Origin of the sequence: Dinoroseobacter sp. S375, from assembly GCF_049800775.1 — a bacterium.
In the GTDB taxonomy this organism is placed as follows: domain Bacteria; phylum Pseudomonadota; class Alphaproteobacteria; order Rhodobacterales; family Rhodobacteraceae; genus Dinoroseobacter.
Genome location: NZ_JBNAFR010000003.1, coordinates 297,766 through 319,625 on the forward strand (window position 1 = coordinate 297,766; position 21,860 = coordinate 319,625).

A 21,860-nucleotide genomic window follows, 5' to 3' on the forward strand; every position below is an offset into this window, starting at 1 on the left:
CCTTCCTGTTGTTTTCTTTAAGTTTATACAAGTCTTGGGGGGGGATGTCACGCGGTTGCAACAAGATATAGCGGTTTTGGCCCGGGCGGCCGGGCCTCTGGCCGGGGTGGGGCTTGCCGCCGTGGCGACAGGTCGCCATCACGGGGCCGTAGCGGCTCTGCGGGCGACAAGCGGTCACCGCGCCCTAGGTAGGCCGAGGAAGGAGAAACCCCCTATGGTTCTGCAACTGCGCGGTGTCACGAAATCCTATCAGACCACCGATGGCCCGCTGCCGGTTTTGCGCGGCGTCGATCTGGGCCTGAACGCAGGCGAGACCCTCGCCCTGACCGGCGAGAGCGGGTCGGGCAAGAGCACGCTTTTACATCTGGTGGGCGGTCTCGACACCCCGGATGCGGGGGTGATCGAGGTCGCGGGCGCGGATGTGGCGCGGATGGATGACACCGCCCGCGCGGCCCTGCGCCGCGAGACGGTTGGGGTCGTGTTTCAGCAGTTCAACCTGATCCCTGCGCTGGATGTGGCGGCCAACCTGTCCTTTCAGGCGCGGCTTGCCGAGCGGCACGATCCGGACTGGCAGGCGGAACTCGCCGAGCGTCTGGGTCTCGCATCCTATCTGCAGCGGTATCCGGAGCAGCTGTCCGGGGGGCAGCAGCAACGCGTCGCCATCGGGCGCGCGCTGGCCACGCGCCCGGCGATCCTGTTGGCGGATGAGCCGACCGGCAATCTTGACGAGGGCACGGCGGATGCGGTGCTGGCGCTGATGCTCGAGCTGGTCGAAGAGACCGAGGCGGCGCTGCTCATGGTCACCCATTCCGAGCGTCTAGCCGACCGGATGGCGCGGCGGGTTCATCTGCGTCGCGGGCAGACAAGCTGATGCGGCGGACCGCGCTTTCGGGGATGATGGCCCATTGGCGGCGTCATCCGGGGCAGTTCCTGACCCTGATCCTCGGGCTTGCGCTGGCCACGGCGCTCTGGTCCGGGGTGCAGGCGATCAATGCGGAGGCGCGGTCGAGCTATGCCACCGCGGCCGCCGCGCTTGGTCAGGACGAGTTGAACCAGCTGGTGGATCCATCGGGCCCGATCCCCGAGGCGACCTATATCGCCCTGCGCCGGGCTGGCTGGGGCGTGTCGCCGGTGCTGGAGGGACGGATCACCCGGGATCTTGGGGTGATCCGGGTGCTGGGGATCGACCCGATAACTGCGCCGCCCCAGGCCCAGATGGTGGATCTGAGCGCGCCGGGGGACTTGCTGGCCTTCATGGCCGGGCGCGCCTATGCGCCACCGGAACTCGCCGCCCAGCTCGGGCCGCAATTCGAGGGGCAGGAGGTGCGGGTGGCCGCCAGCCTGCCCGCCGGGACGTTGATGATGGATGTGGGGCAGGCGCAGCGCGTGCTCGACCGCCCGGATCAGGTCACGCGCCTTCTGGTCTGGGCCGAGCACCCCCTGACCCGCCGCCCGCTCGCCGAGATTGCCCCTGCCCTGCAGGAGGCCACCCCCGAGGATCGTGGCGATGTCGCCCGGCTCACGGACAGTTTCCACCTCAACCTCACGGCTTTCGGGTTTCTGTCCTTTGCTGTCGGGCTGTTCATCGTCCATGCCGCCATTGGCCTCGCCTTCGAGCAGCGGCGACCGACCTTTCGCACCCTGCGCGCGCTGGGCGTGCCCGCCCGCACGCTGGTGGGCCTGCTGGCGGCCGAGGTGCTGGTGCTGTCGCTGGTGGCCGGAGTGATCGGCGTCGCTTTGGGCTATGCGATTGCGGCGGCTCTCCTGCCGGATGTGGCGGCGACCCTGCAAGGGCTCTACGGGGCGAGCGTGGATGGCGCGCTCAGTCTGCGGACGAGCTGGTGGATTGCGGGGCTCGCCATCTCGGTGCTGGGCGCGATCGCGGCGGCGGCGCAGAGCCTCTGGCGGCTCTGGCACCTGCCGGTGCTGGCCCCGGCGCAACCCCGGGCCTGGGCGCGCGCCTCGGCCCGGTCCATGCGGGTGCAGGGTGGCGTGGCGGCGGGGATGATCCTGCTGGGGCTCACCCTGCTCTTTGCCGGGCAGGGGTTGGTGGCGGCCTTTGCGATGCTGGCGCTGCTGCTGCTGGGGGCGGCTTTGGCCCTGCCGGTTGTTCTCTCGGTCGCGCTGGGATTGGGCGCGCGTGGCGCGCGCTCCGTGCTGGGCCAGTGGTTCTGGGCCGATACGCGGCAGCAATTGCCGGGCTTGTCGCTGGCCCTGATGGCGCTGCTGCTGGCGTTGTCGGCCAATATCGGGGTGGGGACCATGGTGGGCAGTTTTCGCCTGACCTTCACCGGCTGGCTCGATCAACGTCTCGCCTCCGAGCTCTATGTGACCGCCCGCTCCGAGGCCGAGGCGGCAGAGTTGCGCGCCTTTCTCGCCCCGCGCAGCACCGCAATCCTGCCGATCTGGAGCGTCGAAGCCGCCCTGCCCGGAGGGCCCGGCGAGATCTTTGGCGTGGCGGATCACCCGACCTATCGGGACAACTGGCCCCTGCTGACGGCGGTCCCGGAGGTTTGGGACCGCGTGGCCGATGGATCGGGCATTCTGATCAACGAGCAATTGTCGCGCCGCGAAAGGCTCCGCCCCGGGGATCGGCTCCCACTGCCTGGCCCGTGGGAGGCCGAGATCGTCGGGGTCTATTCCGACTACGGCAACCCGCAGGGGCAGGTGATGGTCGGGCTCAGCCGCTTCGAAGCGCAATTCCCGCAGGCCGCGCAACTGCGCTACGCCGTGCGCCTGCCGCCGGACGAGACGGAGGCAGTGATGACCGCCCTGCAGCGCGAGTTCGGCCTGCCCTCCAGCACGATGATCGATCAGGCAACGGTCAAGGCGATCTCGCTCGCGGTGTTCGAACGGACCTTTACGGTAACCGCCGCGCTCAATGTGCTGACCCTTGGGGTGGCGGCGATTGCCATGCTCACCAGCCTGCTGACGCTTGCGCGGATGCGGGTGCCCCAGCTGGCCCCGGTCTGGGCGCTGGGCCTCACCCGGCGACGGCTCGCTGGGCTGGAACTGATGCGCGCGGCGCTCCTTGCGGCGCTGACGGCGGTGCTGGCCCTGCCCGTGGGCCTCGTGCTGGCCTGGGCCTTGCTCGCGGTCGTCAATGTCGAGGCCTTTGGCTGGCGGTTGCCCATGCATCTCTTCCCCGCCGACTGGCTACGCCTCGCGGTGCTGGCGCTGGCCGCGGCGCTGCTCGCCTCAGCCTGGCCGGTGCTGCGGCTGGCGCGCACGGCGCCCTCGGATCTGTTGAAGGTGTTTGCCAATGAACGTTAGCGCCCTCTGGATGGCCCTCGCCCTGCTCTTTGCGCCCGTTGCCGCGCTGGGACAGGGGTTCGCCGGGCTTGGGTCGACAACGGCGGATGGCTTTGCCCAGCCCGCGCCCGACCCGGTCTTTGATTTTCCGACAGATCACGGGCCGCATCCGGATTACAGGATCGAATGGTGGTACCTGACCGCGAATCTGCGCGGCGCGGATGGGCGCGACTACGGGTTGCAATGGACGCTCTTTCGTTCGGCGCTGGAGCCGCGCCGGACCGAGGGCTGGGACAGTCCGCAGATCTGGATGGGCCATGCGGGGCTTACGACACCCGAGCGTCATTTCGTGGCCGAACGCTTTGCCCGGGATGGCACCGGGCAGGCCGGGGTCACCGCCGAGCCCTTTGCCGCGTGGATCGATGACTGGCAGATGACCGGACTGGCGCCGGTGGGGGCCGATGCGATCTCGGCCCTGCGGCTGACGGCATCGGGGCGCGACTTCGCCTATGACATGACCCTGAACGCGGAGGGGCCCTTGGTGCCGCAAGGGGCGGGGGGCTACTCGGTGAAATCCGCAAGCGGGCAGGCCAGCTACTACTATTCGCAGCCCTTCTATCGGCTCACGGGCACGCTCACCCTTCCCGACGGTCCGGTGGAGGTCAGCGGGACCGCATGGCTCGACCGGGAATGGTCGAGCCAGCCCCTGGATGAGGGGCAGACCGGGTGGGACTGGTTCTCGCTCCACCTCGAGGGGGGTGACAAGGTCATGGGCTTTCGCCTGCGGGATCGGGCGGGGGCCGATTACACGGCGGCCACGTGGATCGCCCCGGATGGCACACCGGATCCCCTGCCCAATGGCGCGTTTCAGGTCACCGAACAGAGCGTCACCGAGGTCGCCGGGCGACAGGTGCCGACGGAATGGCGCGTGCAGATCCCGAGCCGTGGGCTCGACATCGTGACCCGGCCGCTGAATGCCCAAAGCTGGATGGACACGCTCTTTCCCTATTGGGAAGGCCCGATCCGGTTTGAGGGCAGCCATCGCGGTCAGGGCTATCTGGAGATGACAGGATATGAGTAATTGGTACACAGAATTGGACAGCACGCTTGACCAAGTCTGGCAGCTGCTCGGCCGTGCGGTCCGAGATCCGAAAAGCCCCCTGCGCACGCCTGTCATGGCCACGGTGGGGGCCGATGGTCACCCGGATGCGCGGGTTGTGGTGCTGCGTGATGCTGCACGTAGTGCGGGTGCTCTCGAGGTCCACACCGATCGGAGATCAAAGAAAGTCAAAGACTTAGAATCCTGCCCGCTGGTAACATTTTGCGCCTGGTTGCCAAAAGCTGATTTACAGGTGCGTATTAAAACGATAGCTACTGTAGCCAGCGGTCCTGACGTTTTGTCCTTGTGGCAATCGATGTCCGAGGCCGCCCGCCGGGTCTATGGCGGTGTGCCTGCTCCGGGAATGTTGCTTGCGCATCCCTCGGAGTTTGGTATCCGCCCGGACCCGGCGGATCTTGCGCGTCTGCGCTGTGACATCACCGAAATCGAGACCTTGCATCTGGGCCGTGAGCTGCATCGGCGTGCCCGGTTTCGGCGTGACGAGGACTGGGTCGGATCCTGGCGCGCGCCCTGAGGGCTGTCAGAGGGCGAACATCGGAAAGCTCACCCCGAGGGACCAGGCGAGGATCAGGCCGAGCGCGACGCCGACACTGCCGACGGCCCCGGTTCGGCGGCCCAGCCACGCCCCCATCGTGCCGAACACCACGAAATAGAGGACGATCACCGGCAGGATGATCAACAGGAAGAACAGCCCTTCCAGATCCAGCGCAACCGCGATGGCCAGGGAAACGAAGAAGCCCAGCTTCGCTACGATCCGACGCCAGAGCGCTGCGGTTCCGCCACCGCTCAGCCAGGTATCGGCGAGCATATAGGCCACGGCGCCCAGAGCGATGGCGAGGATGATCATCATCCGCCCGGCATGGGGCATGAAGGAGGCCACATAGCGGTCCAGCGCGCCCCCGAACACTGCAATTCCGTAGACCAGCAGTGCCAGCCCGACCCATGGATGCCATCCGCCGGGCCGATAGCCGCGCAACCACAGCACGCCGCCCGCCAACCCGCCAAAGACGAGCAGATGCAATGCGAGATAGTCTGCCACCAGAACCGGCAGGATCTTCAGGTCCACGGGCCACAGGACCAGCGGCGTCACGATGCTCGCCGCTCCCAGTGCCATCCAGTAGTCTCGCCGGGGCAGTGGGGCGGGCTGCGCGAGCCCCTTCGGTGCCAGCCGCGAGAGGGGCCAGGCCAACCCGACCAGTCCCGCCAACAAGAGCGCGATCCACCCGCCCGTGGTTGCCAAAGCCGCTGAGGACGTCCGGCCATAGCTCTCGTCGAGCCAATCCCGCGCGGCCTGAAGGCTGGTCGCGGCATAGAGCACGCCCACATGTTCCACATGCGGGGCGACCACGGCCCGCCGGGTGACATCGCCGGATGCCACGGTCTCGCCCTCCTCCGCGGACGGATCGACCAGACGCAGCACCCGGAGCGCCTCGGCCCGGAGCGCGGCCTCCCACGCGCCGGAAATGGCGATCAGCCGCCGCGGCTCGGTCGCCGAGACCGCCTGGCTGAACATCGAGATCGCAACGGTCGCCGAAACCCGCGGATCGGCGAGCGTCTGGCGGACGATCACATCCGAGGCCATGGAATGGCCCAGCAGAGCGACGCGCCCATCCACCCCTCGCAGGGACAGGGCGTAATCCGTCACCCGCCCGGTCTCGGCCATCAGAAGCTGTGTCGTCCCGTCGATCCGGGTCACGTCGCCGGACATGGGCACCGGATTGCGGCCATGCCCCTCGAAATCAAAGCTCACCGCCACATAGCCCGCCCGGGCGAGGGTCAGGGCGAAGGCCTCCATCAACTGGCGTGACCCGGCAAAGCCATGGGCGATCACCACGGCCGGGGCCGGATCCGCGCTGGCGGTGCGATAGACCGTCACCGGGGTCTCGCCCACCACATCGTGCCGGATCTCAAGCCCGGCGCGCGCCCCTTCGAGCCGCCAGACCGCGAGGCCCACCGCACAAACCGACAGGATCAGGACCAGCCAGCGCAACCAATTCATCGTGAGGATCCTCTCTTGCGGCACCTCGGCCCCTCGCACGGATGCGGTGGGGCTGCTACGCCTTGGCGCGACAATGTAGTGGAGCCCGCCCCGATGCAAAGCCCTCTTCCCCTGACGCGTGATCTGGTCCTGATCGGTGGGGGCCATACCCATGCGCTGGTGCTGCGCCAATGGGCGATGAACCCACTGCCGGGGGTGCGGCTGACGCTGATCGACCCGCATCCCAGCGCGCCCTATTCCGGGATGCTGCCGGGCCATATCGCGGGACATTACGCGCGCAAGGATCTCGAGATTGATCTGGTGAAACTCGCGCGGTTCGCCGGGGCGCGCCTGATCCTCGGACGGGCCGAGGGGCTGGATATGGCCGCGCGCGAAGTGCATGTGCCGGGCCGCCCGCCGGTGCGCTATGACATTGCGGCGCTGGATATCGGCGTGACCTCGCGCCTGCCGGAGCTGCCGGGCTTTGCCGAACATGCGCTGGCGGCCAAGCCGCTGGGGCGTTTCGCGGATCACTGGGAAAGCTTTGCCGCCAATCCGCCCGCCGAGCCCCATGTGGTCGTGCTGGGCGCGGGGGTGGCGGGGGTCGAACTGGCCATGGCCTGCGCCCACCGGCTGGGCGAAGAGGCGCGCGTCACGGTGGTGGAGGCCGGGGGCGAAATTCTTGCGGGCATGACCCCCCACACGCGGGCGGCGCTGGCCGACGAGCTGGCCGCGCAGGGCATCACCGTGGAGCTGAACGCCCGCGCGGCGCGTATCGCGGCGGATCATGTAGCGCTTGAGGATGGGCGGGTGTTGCGCTCGGATGTGGTGATCGGTGCGACCGGAGCGCGGCCCCAGGGCTGGCTGGCCGAGACCGGGCTGGCGCTGGTCGAAGGGTTCATTGCCGTGGACACCCAGCTCCGCTCCCTGTCCGACGACCGGATCTATGCCGCCGGCGATTGCGCGCATATGGGCTTTGCCCCGCGGCCTAAGGCAGGCGTGTACGCGGTACGCCAAGCCCCGATTCTGCTGGCCAATCTGCGCGCGGATCTGACTGGCAAGACCCGCAAACGCTACAGCCCGCAAAAGGACTACCTCAAGCTGATCTCGACCGGGCGCAAGGCGGCGATTGCCGACAAGGCCGGGATGCGCAGCTCGGGCGCGTGGCTCTGGCGGTTGAAGGATCGGATCGACCGCAAGTTCATGGACAAGTTCCATACCTTGCCCGCCATGTCCGCGCCCGACCTGCCCCGGGATGCGCCCCCCAGTCTGCGCGCAGCACTGGGTAATGCGCCGCTTTGTGGCGGTTGCGGGGCCAAGGTCGGGGCGTCGGCGCTGGACGGGGCCCTCGCGACACTGCCCGCCCCCCAGCATCCCGACACCCTGTCCGGCCCCGGGGATGATGCGGCGCTGCTGCGTCACGGTGCGGGCCAACAGGTGATCTCGACCGATCATCTGCGCGCCTTTGTCGAGGATCCCTACCTGATGACTCGGATCACCCTGCAACACGCGCTGGGCGATGTCTGGGCCATGGGGGCGGAGCCGCAGGCAGTGCTGTCGCAGATCATCCTGCCCCGCGCCACGCCCGATCTGCATGCGGGGATGCTGGCCGAGATCACCGCCGCCGCGCAGGACGGAATCCGGGCCGTGGGCGCGGATCTTGTCGGCGGGCATACGAGCATCGGCGCCGAGCTGACGCTGGGGTTCACCGTCACGGGGCTTGTCCCCGAAGGCCGGGCCGCGATCGGGCTCGCCGGGGCGCGGCCCGGGGATCGTCTGGTCCTGAGCCGCCCGATCGGGATCGGTGTTCTGTTGGCCGCCGAGATGCAAGGCGCGGCGGAAGGGGCGGATATCGCCGCCCTCTGGGCCACGCTCGCCGAGGATCAGGCCGGGATCGCCCGCGTCCTTGCCCGCCATGCCCATGCCATGACGGACGTGACAGGCTTCGGGCTGGCGGGGCATCTGGCGCGGCTTTGCGCGGCGTCGGGCGTGGGGGCCACCGTGTCGCTCGCGACGGTGCCGGTCTTTGCCGGGGCCGAGGCGCTGGCAGAGCAGGGCTATCGCTCAACCATCTATCCTGAGAATCGTGCGCTCTTGCCCGATCTGCCCGATCAGACGGCGCGGCAGAAGCTGCTCTTTGATCCGCAGACGGCGGGCGGGCTGCTGGCCGCGGTGTCCGCGGGGCTGGACCTGCCGGGTCTGGTCGAGATCGGCGAGATCACGGCGGAGACGGGTCTGCGCCTGTCCGACTAGCGGCTAAGCGACCGCAAGGCGTCCGCGACCTGACGCGCCGTGCGTGTGATCTCTGTGGGGTCCAGCGCCGTCTCCGAGAGCGCCAGATCCAGCGCGGCGCCGGGCTTGGCCTTGCGGTTCCGGCGGTAGAGCGGGTCGTAATGCACCGCCATCAGGCTGTCGGCGAGGGGCTCGAAAGCCTGCTCGGTGACCATCTGCTGCCAGTCATCCACTTGCGCATGGCCGTGCAGCTTGCGGAACGGTTCCAGCCGCGCCGCGAGATCCTCGGGCCGCGCCAGCAGGTCGTCATAGCTGCGCATCAGGTAGCGCGCCCGGGCCGCACGGGGCACGGAGAGAACCAGCCGGGGCGCAGATTTCATCGCCTGCCAGATCGTAGGGGGCAGGTTGATCCGCCCGACCTTGGAGCTTTCGGCCTCCACCACCACCGGGCGCGCCGGGTCGAGCGCGGTGATCGCGGCGGCAAGTTCGCTCTCGAACCCTTTCTGGGCCGGTTGCGCGTCGGCATAGGCCCCCAGAAGCGAGCCGCGATGATGGGCGAGCCCCTCGAGATCGATGACCTGAAACCCCTCCTGCGGCAGCAGGTTCAGAAGGTCCGTCTTGCCCGACCCCGTATCCCCGTCGAGCAACAGCACCGGGCAGGGAAAGACCGCCTCGTAAAGTGCGCTCTGCACCAGGCGGCGATAGCTCTGATACCCGCCCTTGAGGACATCCGCGCGCCAGCCGACCTGCTGCAGGATGCCGGTGAACGAGCCCGAGCGTTGCCCGCCACGCCAGCAATAGACCAGCGGGCGATAGCCGCCGCCCTTGCCGGCCAGATGGGTCTCCAGATGCCGGGCGGCGTTGCGCGCGACCATGGCGGCCCCCATCTTGCGGGCGCGAAACGGGCTGTCCTGCACATAGACGGTGCCCACCTCGGCACGTTCGGCATTGGACAGAACCGGCAGGCTCACGGCGCCGGGCACATGGTCTTCGGCGTATTCGGCGGGCGAGCGTACATCGATGATCTCGTCGAAATCCGCGCCTTGCAAGGTCGCCAGAGAGGTCAGGGTCAGGGCCATGCCGCCCTCCTAGCGCAGGGGGGCGGGCGCGAAAAGCCCTCAGGCCAGATGCTCTTCGCCCCGGGCGCGGGCCAGTCGGATCTGTTTCTGGCGCTCGCGGAACCGGGTGCGGTCGGCCTCGCTATACTCATCCACGCAGCGCGGGCAGGTCACGCCCTTTTCATAGGCGGGGTGAGATTTCGCCTCCGCGGCCAGCGGTCGGCGGCAGGCATAGCAGAGCCCATAGGGCCCAGGTTTCAGCCCGTGTCCCACGCTCACCCGCTTGTCGAAAACAAAGCACTCGCCATCCCAGAGGCTCTGATCTTCGGGCACCTCCTCGAGGTATTTCAGGATTCCGCCCTGCAGGTGGAAAACCTCGCGGACCCCCTCGCCCAGCAGGTAGTTCGTCGATTTCTCGCAGCGGATCCCCCCGGTGCAGAACATCGCGACGCGCTTGTTGTCAAAACGCGCCTTGTTCTCTTCCCACCACGCGGGAAAGTCGCGAAAGCTCTCGGTCTTGGGGTCGATGGCCCCGCGAAACGTGCCGATCTCGACCTCGTAATCGTTGCGCGTGTCGATCACGACCACATCCTCGGCGCTGATCAGCTCGTTCCAGTCCTCCGGGCGCACATAGCGGCCCACGGCAGCGGTCGGGTCGACCTGAGGCTGGCCCATGGTCACGATCTCGCGCTTGAGGCGGACTTTCAGCTTGCCAAAGGGCATCCCCGGGGCTTGGCTTTCCTTCCAGACCAGCCCCTCGCAGCCCGGCAGCGCACGGATTGCGGCAAGGGCCGCGTCGATCCCGGCGCGGGGCCCGGCGATGGTGCCGTTGATCCCCTCGGGCGCGAGCAGGAGCGAGCCCTTGACCCCGCCCGCCTCGCAAACCGCACGCAACCCCGGACGCAGGGCATCCGGCGTCTCGAAGCGGGTGAAATGATAGAGAGCGGCAACAACAAACATGGCGCGGGCTATACCGCCTTGTACGGCGGCTTGCCAAGCGCTGCGCCTTGACGGAGCCCAGCGGCTTTTCTACGCAGGATGTGGCTCAACCCGGAGAACCTCATGTCCCATGCGCTGATCGTGATCGATGTTCAGAACGATTTCTGTCCCGGGGGCGCACTGGCCGTGGCCGACGGGGATGCGATTGTGCCGGGGATCAACGGATTGATGGCAGACGCCGCGGCGGTCGTCCTCACACAGGATTGGCATCCGGCGGGGCACAGCTCTTTCGCGAGCAGTCATCCCGGGGCCGATCCGTTCTCCATGATCGAGATGCCCTATGGTCCGCAGGTCCTCTGGCCGGATCACTGCATTCAGGGCAGCCCGGGCGCGGCCTTTCATCCCGATCTGGCCGTAGAGGCCGGGCAGATGATTGTCCGCAAAGGGTTTCGCCCGGGCATCGACAGCTATTCGGCCTTCTTCGAGAATGACAAGACGACGCCCACCGGGCTGGACGGGTATCTGAAAACCCGCGGCATCGACGCGGTCACGCTGGTCGGGCTTGCAACCGATTTTTGCGTGCAATTCTCGGCCCTTGATGCCGCGCGGCTGGGCTTTGCGACAACGGTGCGGATGGATCTGTGCCGGGCGATCGATCTCGATGGATCCCTTGCGGCGGCGCGCAGCGCCATGGCGGCGGCAGGCGTTACTCTCAGTGAGGGCTGAGACGGGGGGACCCGTGCAGAAATTGTTAACTCTTCTCTGTGATGAAGAAGGCTCACGATCGCTCTGAACGGCGGAGCCCATGTTCTTACCAGCCCGCGAGACGCAGAACACGCGTCAGAAATTCGAGGACCGCATCAGCGCGGAAGGCCGTTTCGCGAGCTATGCGCGGGGGCGGTTAACCTATTTTCTCGGACGTCAGGTCCTCACGATCATCGGGGCCGCGATCCTCGGGGTGCTTGTCAGCCCGAAATTGGGTTTTGTCGCATTGCTCGTCGCCCTTGCGGGGGAGGCCGTGGATTGCCTGACCCTGCGGGCCTTTGTGCGGCGCGGAAACTACGGGCCGCGGGCCCGGGCCGCGTCGGTTGGAACGGCGGCGATCCAGGCGATCAGCATCTCCATCTGCGTTTGGCTGGGATGGGGCGCTACGGCGGGGCCCGAGGCGCGATTCTTCGCGGTCGTCTACATGTGCGGTGCGGTGATCAATGCAGGGCTGGTCTATCCATTTCACCGGCGCGCGACCGAGGCACGCCTTGTCATCTATATCATTGCGATTGCGTCTCTTTTCGCGCTGGACGGCTTTGCCGGACGGGGCAGCCATGGGCAGCTGGTCTTCGACTTTCTGGCGACGCTCATGCTGGGCTACATGGTCTACACCTTTATCCGCTTCGTGCTGCGCAGCCATACCAAGCGGATCGCCATGGAGCGGGATCTGATCCACCGCCAGGACATGCTGGACCAGTCCTTCCAAACCCTCGAAGCGCGCACGCGCGAGGCGCACCATCTGGCGATGGTCGCTGCCAATGCCAATGACAGCGTGATCGTGACAGACCGCGAGGGGCGGATCGAATACACCAATGCAAGCTTCACCCGGGTCTCCGGCTATACCGCGGAGGAGGCCTTGGGCAAGCTTCCGGCCGAGCTGCTGAATTCGCCGAACACCGATACCGAGGCGATCGCCGCGATCTTCAAGGCGCGGGATATCCATGAACCCGTCCGGATGGAGCTGATCAACCGGACCAAGGACGGCAACGATATCTGGGTCGAGACCAATATCACCCCCATGGTCGATGATGATGGCATCGTGCAGGGCGAGGTGGCGATCGAGCGGGACATCACCCAGGCCAAGCAGCGCGAGAAAGAGCTGGCCGATGCCAAGACTGCGGCCGAGGAAGGCGCTCGCGCCAAGGCGCAATTCCTCGCCATGGTCAGCCATGAGATCCGCACACCCTTGAACGGGATCATCGGCATGTCCGATGTTCTCCTGTCCGGGGCGCTCCAGCGGGATCAGCGAGAGACGGTTCAGACGATCCTGTCTTCGGGGGAGGCGTTGCTGACGATCATCAACGATATTCTTGATCTGTCGAAACTCGAGGCAGGCAAGATGGAGATCGAGACCATCCCCTTCGACCTGCGCGCCCAATTGCAGGGGGCCTTGGCGCTTATCCATCCGCTGGCCGAGGAAAAGGGGCTGTCTCTTTCTCTGACGTTCGAGGATCTGCCCGCAGACCAGTTCATGGGCGATCCCGGGCGGGTGCGGCAGGTGTTTCTCAACCTGGTGGGCAACGCCATCAAGTTCACTAAATCCGGAGGTGTGAGCGCCCGGGTGTCCGCCGTGCCCGGCCCTCAGGGTGACGAGATCCGGATCGCCGTGAAGGATACCGGCATCGGAATTCCCGAAGACAGGCTCGCCCATATTTTTGCCGCCTTTGCCCAGGCGGATGGGGCGACGACCCGCCATTTCGGGGGGACCGGGCTTGGTCTGGCCATTTCGCGACAGCTTGCCCGGCAAATGGGTGGCGATATCGATGTGGCCTCCATTCCGGGCGAAGGCTCCTGTTTTACTCTGCGCTTTCTGACCCGGGCCGTGGACGCCGCGCCCAAAACCAGTACCTGCAAGGCAACCGGTGGCATCGCCGAGATCCCGCCGGACATCCGCATCCTCGTCGCGGATGACAACCGCACCAACCGCCTGCTGCTGGGCAAGCTTCTGGACCGGGTCAAACCGGGGCTGATCTTTGCGGTGGATGGGATTGAGGCGGTCGATAAGTTCCGCACCGAGGCGCCCGATCTGATCCTGATGGACATGTCCATGCCGCGCTGCGACGGGATAGAGGCCACCCGGCTGATCCGCGAAATCGAGGCATTGGGCACGGCGCCCCCGGTTCCGATCCTGGCATTGACGGCGAATGCCTTCGCATCGGATCGAGACCGGTGCCTTGAGGCGGGCATGGACGGGTTCCTGACGAAACCGATCCGTCGGCGCGACCTCTTTGCCGCGATTGCGGATTTCGCACCGGCGCATCTGCAGGCGCCTGCGGCTTCTGATACGTTGAAAACGGTCGCGCTCTAGCAACTTTGCGTCCCGGGCGCAGATCGGCTATCACCGCACAAAACGCCGCTCGTCCTGACCTGGCGTGCTTGCGGAGGATGATGCGTGGTCGATATCGCGGAACGGGTCTACAACCATAATTGGAAGATCGACCCAATCATCCGATCCCTGATTGATACGGATTTCTACAAGCTGTTGATGTGCCAGTCGGTGTTCCGGAACCGGCCGGACACGCGGGTCACCTTCAGCCTCATCAACCGGTCCAAGGATGTCCGCTTGGCTGAGTTGATCGATGAGGGCGAATTGCGCGAGCAGCTCGACCATATCCGGTCCCTGTCGCTCAGCCGCGGGGAATCCACCTGGCTGCGCGGCAACATGTTCTACGGCAAACGTCAGATGTTCCGGTCGGATTTCATGGAGTGGTTCGAGGGTCTCAAGCTGCCGCCCTATAATCTCACCAAGCGTGACGGCCAGTATGAGTTGACCTTCGAGGGACAATGGCATGAGGTCATGCTCTGGGAAATCCCGGCCCTGTCGGTGCTGATGGAACTGCGCTCCCGGGCGGTGCTCCATGACATGGGCAAATTCGAGCTGCAGGTCCTCTATGCCCGCGCGATGACGCGGCTCTGGGAAAAGGTCGAGCGCCTGCGCGAGATCCCCGATCTGCGACTTGCCGATTTCGGGACCCGCAGGCGCCACTCCTTCATGTGGCAGGATCGGTGCGTGCAGGCCATGATCGAGGGGCTGGGCGAGAAGTTCGTCGGCACCTCGAACTGTCTGATCGCCATGCGGCGCGAGGTCGAAGCCATCGGCACCAACGCTCATGAACTGCCGATGGTCTATTCTGCCCTCGCGAAAAACGACGCGGAGCTGCGCACGGCGCCCTATCAGGTTCTCGCCGACTGGCACGAAGAGCATGACGGCAACCTGCGGATCATCCTGCCCGACACCTACGGCACCGAGAGCTTCCTGCGGGAGGCCCCGAACTGGCTGACCGGCTGGACCGGGATCCGCATCGACAGCGGGGATCCTGCGGCCGGGGCCGAGCGGGCCATTGCCTGGTGGACCGAGCGAGGCGAAGACCCCCGGGACAAGCTGATCATCTTCTCGGACGGGCTCGATGTGGACAAGATCGCGGAGCTGCAGGCGCAGTTCACGGGCCGGGTGCGTGTCTCGTTCGGCTGGGGCACCCTGCTGACCAATGACTTCCGCGGACTTGTGGAGGGGGACCGCCTCGCGCCGTTTTCGCTGGTGTGCAAGGCGGTGGCGGCGAATGGCCGTCCGACCGTAAAACTGAGCGACAATCCCAACAAGGCCATGGGCCCCCAGGACGAGATCGCGCGCTACAAGCGGGTGTTCGAGATGGGCGCGCAGGAGGCGATGGACGTCATCGTCTGACGCTCAGAAAATCCTCGCCCGCCAGAACGGCCTCCGCGGCGCGGAGCGCCCGCGCCTTGTAAAGCGGGCCCTTGGGATGGCCCGACGGATAGCGCGGCATGACCCATGCAAGGGCACAAAAGCTGCGCAGCGTCGACAGAAGCGGCAGGGCCGCGCGTTCCGCCGCCCCAAGGGGGCTCACGTCTTCATAGCCGCGCAAAACCGCGTCGCGCAGATCCGGCAGACAGGGCTCGTCAAGGCTCTGGGTCAGCGCCGTCGCCACATCATAGAGCCGGAAGCCCGGGCCGCAGTCGTCGAAATCAATGAGGGCCAGCCCCTGCTCGGTCACAAGCACATTCTCGCGCAGGGCGTCGCCGTGGATCAGCGGCACCTGTGCGGCCGGGGTAAGCTCTTGAAGCCGGTCGCGCGCAAAGTCCCGGGCGCGCACCATCATGGAGGCTTCGGCCTCCGACAGGATCGGGCTTTCCCAGTACCGTCCCCAGATCGGTTCGGGCCCGGTCAGACCGTCGAGATCCCAGCCTTGTCGCCCTGGCGATCGGTCCAACACCGGAGACGCGGTATGGAGCCGGGCCAGCAATGCGCCCAGGGCTTCGTAAAGCGCGGGTGCATTCGGGGGCAGAGGCGCGTCGCCTTGGCCCAGTGGCGCGCCCTCGACCCAGGTCACCACGCTGGCCACCGCCGCGCCCGGGCCTTGCCAGATCCAGTCGCCAGCCTCGGTGCGCTGACCCCGCGGGCAGGGAAACCCCGCTGCCGCGAGCGCATCGCAAAGCGCCAGCTCTGCGGCGATCTCGTCGATGGTCTTGTATCCGACCCGGTGCACCCGCAACGCCGCGCGCGCGCCATCAGGCAGGGTGACGGCGAAGACCGCATTTTCGCGATGGCTGAGCAATTCGGGCGTGCCGATACAGCCCCAGGCGGCCTGGGCCTCGGTTGCGATCAGCGCGGGCATGTGTCGAAGCTCGACTGCAGAACGTCCGCCAAGCGGTCCGCATGTTCGGGGGCAAAGGGCAGGGGCGGGCGGATCTTGAGGATGTGCATCTGTCGCCCGATCCGGTTGATCAGCACACAGCGGCGCTTCGCCTCTTCGGTGATCGCGTTGGCCAGCGCCGGGTCCGGGGCCCCTGTCTCACCGACCAGCTCGATGGCAAAGGCGAGCCCGCGTCCCCGAATGTCGGCAATCGCCGGATGTCGCAGTGCGTTCAGGCGCTGAAGGGTATAGGCCCCGACCCGGGCGGCGTTCTCCATCAGGCCTTCGGTCTCGATCACGTCCAGCACCGCATCCGCCGCGGCGACCGAGACGGGATTGCCGCCGAACGTGTTGAAATAGCCAAAAGCCTCGCGAAACGCGCCCATGATCTCGGGCCGGGTCACGGTGGCGGCCACAGGGTGGCCATTGCCCATGGACTTGCCGAGGGTGACGATATCCGGGGCAAACCCCAGTGCCTCATGCCCCCAGAAGACATCGCCCAGCCGCCCGAAACCGGGCTGGATCTCGTCGGAGATCACCAGCCCCCCTGCCGCGCGCAGGGCTGTCAGTGCGGGGTCGAGAAATCCGTGCGGAAGGCATGGCAACCCTTCATTGGCGAAGATCGGGCAGATGATCAGGGCCGCGACCCCGTGCCCGGCGGCTTCCAACTCGGCAGCGGCGCGCGCCACCTCCGCGCCAAAGGCAGCGGCTTGTCCGTCGGCCGTCCCGCCAACGGGCTGGCGCGCATCCGGGGCGGGGATGAGGCGGACGTGATCCGGGTAGCCGCCGACCGGGGGGCGCCGCGTGCTGAGCTGCGCGACCGCCGTGGTGTTGCCGTGATAGGTGTTGTCCGTCGCGATCAACCCGCGCGCACCGGTCGCCGCCTGGGCCATGCGCAGGGCGACATCGACCGCTTCGGAGCCGGTGCAGACCATGATCGCCTGGTCGAGACCGTGACCCATCCGCCCCGTCAGCCGCTCGATATAGTCCAGCACCCCGTCATGCATGTAGCGCGTGTGGGTGTTCAGAACGCCCGCCTGCCGCGCGATGGCTGCAACCACATGGGGGTGGCAATGGCCCACATGGGGCACGTTGTTGTAGCCGTCGAGATAGCGCCGGCCCCGCGCATCCCAGAGCCAGACCCCCTCGCCGCGCACGATATGCAGAGGCGGGTCGTAGAAGGTCGGGACATTCGGCCCCATCAGCCGTGCGCGGCGCTCCAGCGGGTCGGTCATTCGCGATCCTGCACCCGACCGCGCAGGGCCTTGACCTGCCCGCGCTGGGTCTTGGCGTCGAGCCGCCGACGTTTCGATCCGAGGGTCGGTTTGGTCGGGATGCGCCGGGTCGGGCGTTTCAGGGCATCGCGGATCAGGGTTGCGAGCCGCTCGCGCGCAATCTCGCGGTTGCGGGCCTGGCTGCGGGTTTCGTCCACCTGCAGGATCAGCGCGCCATCCTTTGTCCAGCGTCGTCCGGCCAACCGCTTGAGTCGGGCCTTGACCGGATCGGGGAGGTTCGGGCTCCGCGCGGCCTCGAACCGGAGCTCGACTGCCGTCGAGACCTTGTTCACATTCTGACCGCCCGGCCCGGAGGATCGGATGAAGGTTTCCGTCATCTCCCAGTCCTGCAAGGTGATGGTCTCGCTGATCTGCAACATGGGGTGCTGTCTCGGTCGCTGGTTCTACGGTGATACACAAGCGCGCCGGTCCAAGCGAGAGGTTTCCCGGCCTCTGGGCGGGCAGGCCGCAGGGTCCTCTGTCGGGGTGGCGGGATCTCGCCGCCAGAACAACGAAAGGGCCGCCCGGTTCGGGGCGGCCCAGCCGAAAGTTTCGGAGGTGGGGTCGGTTAGATGCGTTGCAATGCAACCGATCCGCTGGAGCGGTCATCACCGCCAAGGGCTGCCTCAGAAGCGCGCCACTCCAGTTGTCCCGACACCTCTCTCCAATACCTTTTTAGACACTGGATCACCTCCTTTCGATTGTTGAACCTAGGGAGATGCTGCCACAGATTTTGTGTTTGTCAAAACCTTTTATGCTAGGTTTGGGCGGACCTGCCGCAAAATCAGGCGGAAGGGGATGAGAGCGAGCAAAGCGAGGCTCAGCTTGACCATCCAGTCCGCCACGGCGAGCGAAACCCAGAGCGGCACGACCGGTCCGACACCCAGAAGGGGCAGCGCTTCGGCGGCCCAGGAAACATCGTTTCCAGGCTCGATCATGGTCAGGCTGGCCGAAAAGGCGATGGTGAAGAAGATCGCCGTGTCCAGCGATGACCCCACAAGTGTCGAGGCCAGCGGCGCGCGCCACCACGCACCCGAGCGCAGTTTGTCGAACACGGCGATATCCACCAGCTGAGCGGTCAGGAAGGCAAGGCCCGAACCGATCGCGATCCGCAGGGTGACGAGCGGGCCGAACTCCCCATGGATCTGGCTGCCGATGAGCGAGCAGAGAACGCCCACGGCGAACCCGATCACCACCACCCGGCGCGCGGCGGCGCTGCCATAGATGCGGTTCATCAGGTCGGTGACGAGAAAGGCGAGGGGATAGGTGAACGCGCCCCAGGTCAGCCATTGGCCGAACAGGAATTGCACGAGGATATTGGATGCGACGACAATGGCCGCCATGGCAAGGATGCCGGGCAGGTGGATGCGGGTCATGTATGTGGTCCGTTTTTACAAGGTCGCGGAGACTTGGCGCCGCTGGGGCGCAGAGGCGGCCCGCATAACGCCTTGGCGCGCCCATCGCAAGTCTAGTCCAGCCGGTATTCCACGATCTGGTTGCGCAGGAAGAGGTTGAAGTTGTCATCCGCCACCATGGTCAGGCGCAGTCGCCCCTCGGGGTCGCGCCAGACCGAGAGCCCTTCGAGGTTCTCATGGGTGCCGGTCGGGGTCTCCAGCAGGGTTTCTTCGCGGGTCACCCGCCCCTCGGGGGCGATCTCGAACCGCCGGACCCGGGTCGAGAAGAACACCCCGCGCAAGGCCCGTTCGAGCAGGTAGAGATGCCCGTCCGGGCCGAAATCCAGCCCGACGACGAGGTAATCCCCACGCCGGGGCAGGGCAAAGGGCGTGTCCCAGCGCTGTCCATCGAAACGGTAGACCGGGAACGGGCGGTCGAGCTGTCCGGAGCGTTCCGGCACGGTATAGACCCAGCCGCGCGCATCCGTGGCCAGCGCTTCGAGGCTGGAGTTGCGCTGCAACCGGTCGAAGATCGCCGGGCGCGGCAGGCGGGCGAGATGCCGGCCCTCGGCAGAGAACCGTTCGATCCGCGCGAAGCCTTCGTAGGATACGAGCAGATCGCCCTCCGGGGTCACCGCGCTGCCCTCGGCATCCTGCAACTCGGGGCGCACGGGGGCGTCATCCCCTGTGTCGAGCGGCATCACCGTGGTGAGGGTCACCTCGCGCAGATCGCCATTCGGTGCGCGCAGCATGTCTCCGCGGACGAAGAGCCCCCGATCGCCAATGGCGTGAAAGCTGCGCCCATCGGCGCTGAGCGAAAGGGCCGACAGCCCGCCGAAGTCCGGATCCACATGGGTCAGCGTGAGCGCACCCGTCAGCTCTGCCGCTCCGGCCTCCAGCGCGAGGCAGGTGGCGAGTGCATGCGCGATCAGCGCGAGACGAGCACTTGCTGACATTGCTGCGGCAGATCGGCCATGACGTAGTCCCGGGCGTTGCGCCTCTTGGGGGCGGGTTTGGCAGGCTTGGCCGGTTTCGCGGTCTTTTTCGGCGGGGCGAGCGCATCGGTCACCCACCAGTTCAGGCTCGCATCACAGCCGGTGCCCCCCTTGGATAGCTCACGCACGCTGGGCGTCTGGGTCTTGCAGCCCCGCGCGCCGGACGGGCATTTGAGCCGCACATGGAAGTGATAGTGATGCCCCCAGAGCGGGCGGATCTTCTGCAGCCATTTCTTGTTGCCCTTGGCGGCGTTGCACATGGCGATTTTCGCCGGGGCGGTGACAAAGATCCGGTCCACGGCGGGGTCCTTGGCCGCGGCCTTGAGGATGGCCATATGCTGCGCCGTCCAGTTGCCATTGACCGAGCGCTGATCCTTGGACCGCACCGAGATCGAGCTGATCTTCTCGCGCTCGGCCCGGCTCAGGTTCAGCCGCTTGGGCGGCAGCATCCAGATGTCGATATCGAGCCCCATCTGGTGGCTTTGATGCCCCGAGGTCATCGGCCCGCCGCGGGGCTGGCTGATATCGCCGATATAAAGCCCCTTCCAGCCGGGCTGCCGGGCGGCGAACTTGCTGAGCCGTTCGACGAAGTCGATGGCATCCGGGTGGCCCCAGTTGCGGTTTCGGCTCAGGCGCATGGCCTGCCATGTGGGGCCGGTCTCGCGCAGTTGCGTGCCGCCCGCGAGGCAGCCCTTGGCATAGGTCCCGAAGGCTGCCGGGGCCTGCCGCGACCCGCTGGGCTTGGCCCCGAAAAGGGCGTTGGCCTTTTGCTGGGCGAGGCTGGGGGTGCTCAGGCCGGGCAGGGCCAGTGCCGCACAGAGGAGAAGTCGGGATACTACACGGATCATGGTCTGCTCATCTCAGGGTCCGGATGCACGAACCTTAGCAGAAGCAGGCCACAGAGGAAGAGAAGGATGAGCGGAATGAGCCCCGCGCTCTGGGTGCCGCTGAGATCGGTGGCGATGGCGATGGTCAGGGGGGCGAGGAACGACGTCGCCTTGCCCGCCAGCGCATAGAGCCCGAAGGCTTCGGTCATCCGGTCGGGATTGGCCTGCCGGACCATCATGGTCCGGCTCGCCGCCTGTACGGTGCCCCCCGCCGCGCCGATCAGCGCGCCGCAGATGTAGAACAGGATATCCGGCAGGGCCGAGTCCGGGGCGACGGGCATGCCGAACACCGCCTCACGCGAGACCGACACGATGGTCAACCCCACCAGCGACAGGATGATAATCGACAGCACAATCACCGGTTTCGGGCCAAAGGCCTTGTCCGCGAACCCGCCCAGATAGGCAAAGACCGCCCCGGTGATCGCCGCCATGATCCCGAAGACGCCGATATCGATCACGCTCCAGCCCAGCACGCCGAGGGCGTAGATTCCCCCGAAGGTGTACATCCCGTTCAGCGCGTCGCGATAGAGCATCGAGGAGGCGAGATAGGCGCTCAGGCTCGGTTGCGACGGCAGGCTGCGCAGGGTCGTGCCAAGGTCGCGCAAGCCCTTGAGAAGACTGGTCCGGCCTCGTGTCTTTGCCGGGGTTTCCCGTACCCAGAGAAAGAAGGGGATCATGAAAACGACAAACCACAGCGCGGTGAAGGGGCCGACGCTGCGCGTGCCCTCGCGGGTGTCCGGGTCGAGACCGAGCGCCGGGGGCTGGCCCAGCAGGGTCACGCCCGCCTCGTTCTCTGCCAGAAAGAGCAACATGATCAGCAGCGCGACCACCCCGCCCGCATAGCCCACGGCCCAGCCCGTGCCCGAGATGCGGCCGATCTCGGCCGGCGGGCCCAGATCCGGCAGCATGGCATTGGTGAAAATCGTCGCGAACTCCATCCCGATCAGGCCGAGCCCGAAGGCGATCAGCACGACCCAGACAAGGTCCGTCCCCGGTGCCGCCAGCCAGAGCGTGCTCGCCCCGGCCACATAGAGCAGCGAAAACCCGATGATCCAAGGCATCCGCCGCCCAGCCTGATCCGCGAGGGATCCAAGGATCGGAGCCAGCACCGCGATGCTGAGCCCGGACAGGGTCAGCGCGTAACCCCAAAGCGCCTGTGCCTCGACCGGATCGCCTACCACGGTCGCGAAATACGGTCCGAACACAAATGTCAGGAGCAGCGTGTTATAGGGCTGGCTGGCCCAATCGAACATCATCCAACCGCGGATGCGTTTGCGTTCCGGTGTCATGGGGCCCTCCGACTTCGCGCCG

18 protein-coding genes are annotated in these 21,860 nt (G+C 66.7%); 8 read left to right on the forward strand and 10 right to left on the reverse strand.

The window, feature by feature from the left end; all coding sequences use genetic code 11:
• Window positions 1–214 precede the first annotated feature (214 nt).
• Genes ACP150_RS09255 through ACP150_RS09270 form a run of 4 tightly spaced genes read left to right on the forward strand, consistent with a single transcriptional unit; the run spans window position 215 to window position 4,886 of the window.
• Complete coding sequence (locus ACP150_RS09255; RefSeq protein WP_424966314.1) at window positions 215–871, forward strand: ABC transporter ATP-binding protein; 657 nt, start codon at window positions 215–217, stop codon at window positions 869–871.
• Window positions 871–3,273, forward strand: coding sequence for an FtsX-like permease family protein (locus ACP150_RS09260; RefSeq protein ID WP_424966315.1), 2,403 nt, complete (start codon window positions 871–873; stop codon window positions 3,271–3,273). Before ACP150_RS09255 ends, ACP150_RS09260 begins: the two co-directional genes overlap by 1 nt.
• Window positions 3,263–4,333 carry a lipocalin-like domain-containing protein gene (locus tag ACP150_RS09265; RefSeq protein WP_424966316.1) on the forward strand — a complete coding sequence of 357 codons (1,071 nt, stop codon included), beginning with the start codon at window positions 3,263–3,265 and terminating at the stop codon, window positions 4,331–4,333. The genes ACP150_RS09260 and ACP150_RS09265 overlap by 11 nt, the downstream gene beginning before the upstream one ends.
• Complete coding sequence (locus tag ACP150_RS09270) at window positions 4,326–4,886, forward strand: pyridoxamine 5'-phosphate oxidase family protein (protein WP_424966317.1); 561 nt, start codon at window positions 4,326–4,328, stop codon at window positions 4,884–4,886. The genes ACP150_RS09265 and ACP150_RS09270 overlap by 8 nt, the downstream gene beginning before the upstream one ends.
• Before the next feature lie 6 nt (window positions 4,887–4,892).
• On the opposite strand, the gene ACP150_RS09275 is transcribed toward ACP150_RS09270, so the two are convergent.
• Window positions 4,893–6,371 (reverse strand): alpha/beta fold hydrolase, encoded by a 1,479-nt coding sequence (locus tag ACP150_RS09275; protein ID WP_424966318.1) that lies wholly within the window; start codon window positions 6,369–6,371, stop codon window positions 4,893–4,895.
• A 93-nt stretch (window positions 6,372–6,464) separates the two neighbouring features.
• Here ACP150_RS09275 and selD point away from each other — a divergent pair, with 93 nt between their 5' ends.
• Entirely contained in the window at window positions 6,465–8,603 is a 2,139-nt protein-coding gene (gene selD / locus ACP150_RS09280) for a selenide, water dikinase SelD (protein ID WP_424966319.1), read from the forward strand.
• Here the strand turns inward: selD and mnmH are convergent.
• Window positions 8,600–9,661, reverse strand: a complete 1,062-nt coding sequence (gene mnmH / locus ACP150_RS09285; protein ID WP_424966320.1) for a tRNA 2-selenouridine(34) synthase MnmH — start codon at window positions 9,659–9,661, stop codon at window positions 8,600–8,602. The two genes, selD and mnmH, sit on opposite strands and share 4 nt — an antisense overlap.
• A 39-nt stretch (window positions 9,662–9,700) precedes the next feature.
• The gene (locus ACP150_RS09290; protein WP_424966322.1) at window positions 9,701–10,600 is read right to left on the reverse strand and encodes a rhodanese-related sulfurtransferase; all 900 of its coding nucleotides are present in this window, start codon (window positions 10,598–10,600) and stop codon (window positions 9,701–9,703) included.
• Window positions 10,601–10,702: 102 nt separating this feature from the next.
• Here ACP150_RS09290 and pncA point away from each other — a divergent pair, with 102 nt between their 5' ends.
• The 3 genes from pncA (at window position 10,703) to pncB (ending at window position 15,032) form a co-directional block, all read left to right on the forward strand.
• Window positions 10,703–11,305 (forward strand): bifunctional nicotinamidase/pyrazinamidase, encoded by a 603-nt coding sequence (gene pncA, locus ACP150_RS09295; RefSeq protein WP_424966323.1) that lies wholly within the window; start codon window positions 10,703–10,705, stop codon window positions 11,303–11,305.
• Between the two features lie 79 nt (window positions 11,306–11,384).
• On the forward strand, window positions 11,385–13,655 hold the full coding sequence (locus tag ACP150_RS09300; protein WP_424966324.1) for an ATP-binding protein: 2,271 nt from the start codon (window positions 11,385–11,387) through the stop codon (window positions 13,653–13,655).
• Between the two features lie 84 nt (window positions 13,656–13,739).
• On the forward strand, window positions 13,740–15,032 hold the full coding sequence (gene pncB, locus ACP150_RS09305) for a nicotinate phosphoribosyltransferase (protein WP_424966325.1): 1,293 nt from the start codon (window positions 13,740–13,742) through the stop codon (window positions 15,030–15,032).
• Here the strand turns inward: pncB and ACP150_RS09310 are convergent.
• From ACP150_RS09310 to ACP150_RS09340, 7 genes are all read right to left on the reverse strand, one after another.
• A complete protein-coding gene (locus ACP150_RS09310) occupies window positions 15,022–15,981 on the reverse strand; it encodes a phosphotransferase enzyme family protein (RefSeq protein WP_424966326.1) in 960 nt (319 codons plus the stop codon). The two genes, pncB and ACP150_RS09310, sit on opposite strands and share 11 nt — an antisense overlap.
• Window positions 15,969–17,234 carry an aspartate aminotransferase family protein gene (locus ACP150_RS09315; RefSeq protein WP_424966327.1) on the reverse strand — a complete coding sequence of 422 codons (1,266 nt, stop codon included), beginning with the start codon at window positions 17,232–17,234 and terminating at the stop codon, window positions 15,969–15,971. Before ACP150_RS09315 ends, ACP150_RS09310 begins: the two co-directional genes overlap by 13 nt.
• Entirely contained in the window at window positions 17,231–17,653 is a 423-nt protein-coding gene (arfB, locus tag ACP150_RS09320) for an alternative ribosome rescue aminoacyl-tRNA hydrolase ArfB (RefSeq protein ID WP_424966328.1), read from the reverse strand. Before arfB ends, ACP150_RS09315 begins: the two co-directional genes overlap by 4 nt.
• Window positions 17,654–18,025: 372 nt before the next feature.
• Window positions 18,026–18,649: a queuosine precursor transporter gene (locus tag ACP150_RS09325; protein ID WP_424966329.1), complete on the reverse strand. Its 624-nt coding sequence runs from the start codon at window positions 18,647–18,649 to the stop codon at window positions 18,026–18,028.
• Window positions 18,650–18,741: 92 nt separating this feature from the next.
• On the reverse strand, window positions 18,742–19,623 hold the full coding sequence (locus ACP150_RS09330; RefSeq protein ID WP_424966331.1) for an esterase-like activity of phytase family protein: 882 nt from the start codon (window positions 19,621–19,623) through the stop codon (window positions 18,742–18,744).
• Window positions 19,596–20,510: a penicillin-insensitive murein endopeptidase gene (gene mepA, locus ACP150_RS09335; protein ID WP_424966332.1), complete on the reverse strand. Its 915-nt coding sequence runs from the start codon at window positions 20,508–20,510 to the stop codon at window positions 19,596–19,598. Before mepA ends, ACP150_RS09330 begins: the two co-directional genes overlap by 28 nt.
• Window positions 20,507–21,838 carry an MFS transporter gene (locus tag ACP150_RS09340; protein ID WP_424966333.1) on the reverse strand — a complete coding sequence of 444 codons (1,332 nt, stop codon included), beginning with the start codon at window positions 21,836–21,838 and terminating at the stop codon, window positions 20,507–20,509. The genes mepA and ACP150_RS09340 overlap by 4 nt, the downstream gene beginning before the upstream one ends.
• Window positions 21,839–21,860: the final 22 nt, after the last annotated feature.

What these genes read in the sequence shown, in the direction of transcription:
- ACP150_RS09255 (WP_424966314.1), top strand. Translation starts at nt 215, where the DNA reads ATGGTTCTGCAACTGCGCGGTGTCACGAAATCCTATCAGACCACCGAT.
- ACP150_RS09260 (WP_424966315.1), top strand. Translation starts at nt 871, where the DNA reads ATGCGGCGGACCGCGCTTTCGGGGATGATGGCCCATTGGCGGCGTCAT.
- ACP150_RS09265 (WP_424966316.1), top strand. Translation starts at nt 3,263, where the DNA reads ATGAACGTTAGCGCCCTCTGGATGGCCCTCGCCCTGCTCTTTGCGCCC.
- ACP150_RS09270 (WP_424966317.1), top strand. Translation starts at nt 4,326, where the DNA reads ATGAGTAATTGGTACACAGAATTGGACAGCACGCTTGACCAAGTCTGG.
- ACP150_RS09275 (WP_424966318.1), bottom strand. Translation starts at nt 6,371, where the DNA reads ATGAATTGGTTGCGCTGGCTGGTCCTGATCCTGTCGGTTTGTGCGGTG.
- selD (WP_424966319.1), top strand. Translation starts at nt 6,465, where the DNA reads ATGCAAAGCCCTCTTCCCCTGACGCGTGATCTGGTCCTGATCGGTGGG.
- mnmH (WP_424966320.1), bottom strand. Translation starts at nt 9,661, where the DNA reads ATGGCCCTGACCCTGACCTCTCTGGCGACCTTGCAAGGCGCGGATTTC.
- ACP150_RS09290 (WP_424966322.1), bottom strand. Translation starts at nt 10,600, where the DNA reads ATGTTTGTTGTTGCCGCTCTCTATCATTTCACCCGCTTCGAGACGCCG.
- pncA (WP_424966323.1), top strand. Translation starts at nt 10,703, where the DNA reads ATGTCCCATGCGCTGATCGTGATCGATGTTCAGAACGATTTCTGTCCC.
- ACP150_RS09300 (WP_424966324.1), top strand. Translation starts at nt 11,385, where the DNA reads ATGTTCTTACCAGCCCGCGAGACGCAGAACACGCGTCAGAAATTCGAG.
- ACP150_RS09310 (WP_424966326.1), bottom strand. Translation starts at nt 15,981, where the DNA reads ATGCCCGCGCTGATCGCAACCGAGGCCCAGGCCGCCTGGGGCTGTATC.
- ACP150_RS09315 (WP_424966327.1), bottom strand. Translation starts at nt 17,234, where the DNA reads ATGACCGACCCGCTGGAGCGCCGCGCACGGCTGATGGGGCCGAATGTC.
- arfB (WP_424966328.1), bottom strand. Translation starts at nt 17,653, where the DNA reads ATGTTGCAGATCAGCGAGACCATCACCTTGCAGGACTGGGAGATGACG.
- ACP150_RS09325 (WP_424966329.1), bottom strand. Translation starts at nt 18,649, where the DNA reads ATGACCCGCATCCACCTGCCCGGCATCCTTGCCATGGCGGCCATTGTC.
- ACP150_RS09330 (WP_424966331.1), bottom strand. Translation starts at nt 19,623, where the DNA reads ATGTCAGCAAGTGCTCGTCTCGCGCTGATCGCGCATGCACTCGCCACC.
- mepA (WP_424966332.1), bottom strand. Translation starts at nt 20,510, where the DNA reads ATGATCCGTGTAGTATCCCGACTTCTCCTCTGTGCGGCACTGGCCCTG.
- ACP150_RS09340 (WP_424966333.1), bottom strand. Translation starts at nt 21,838, where the DNA reads ATGACACCGGAACGCAAACGCATCCGCGGTTGGATGATGTTCGATTGG.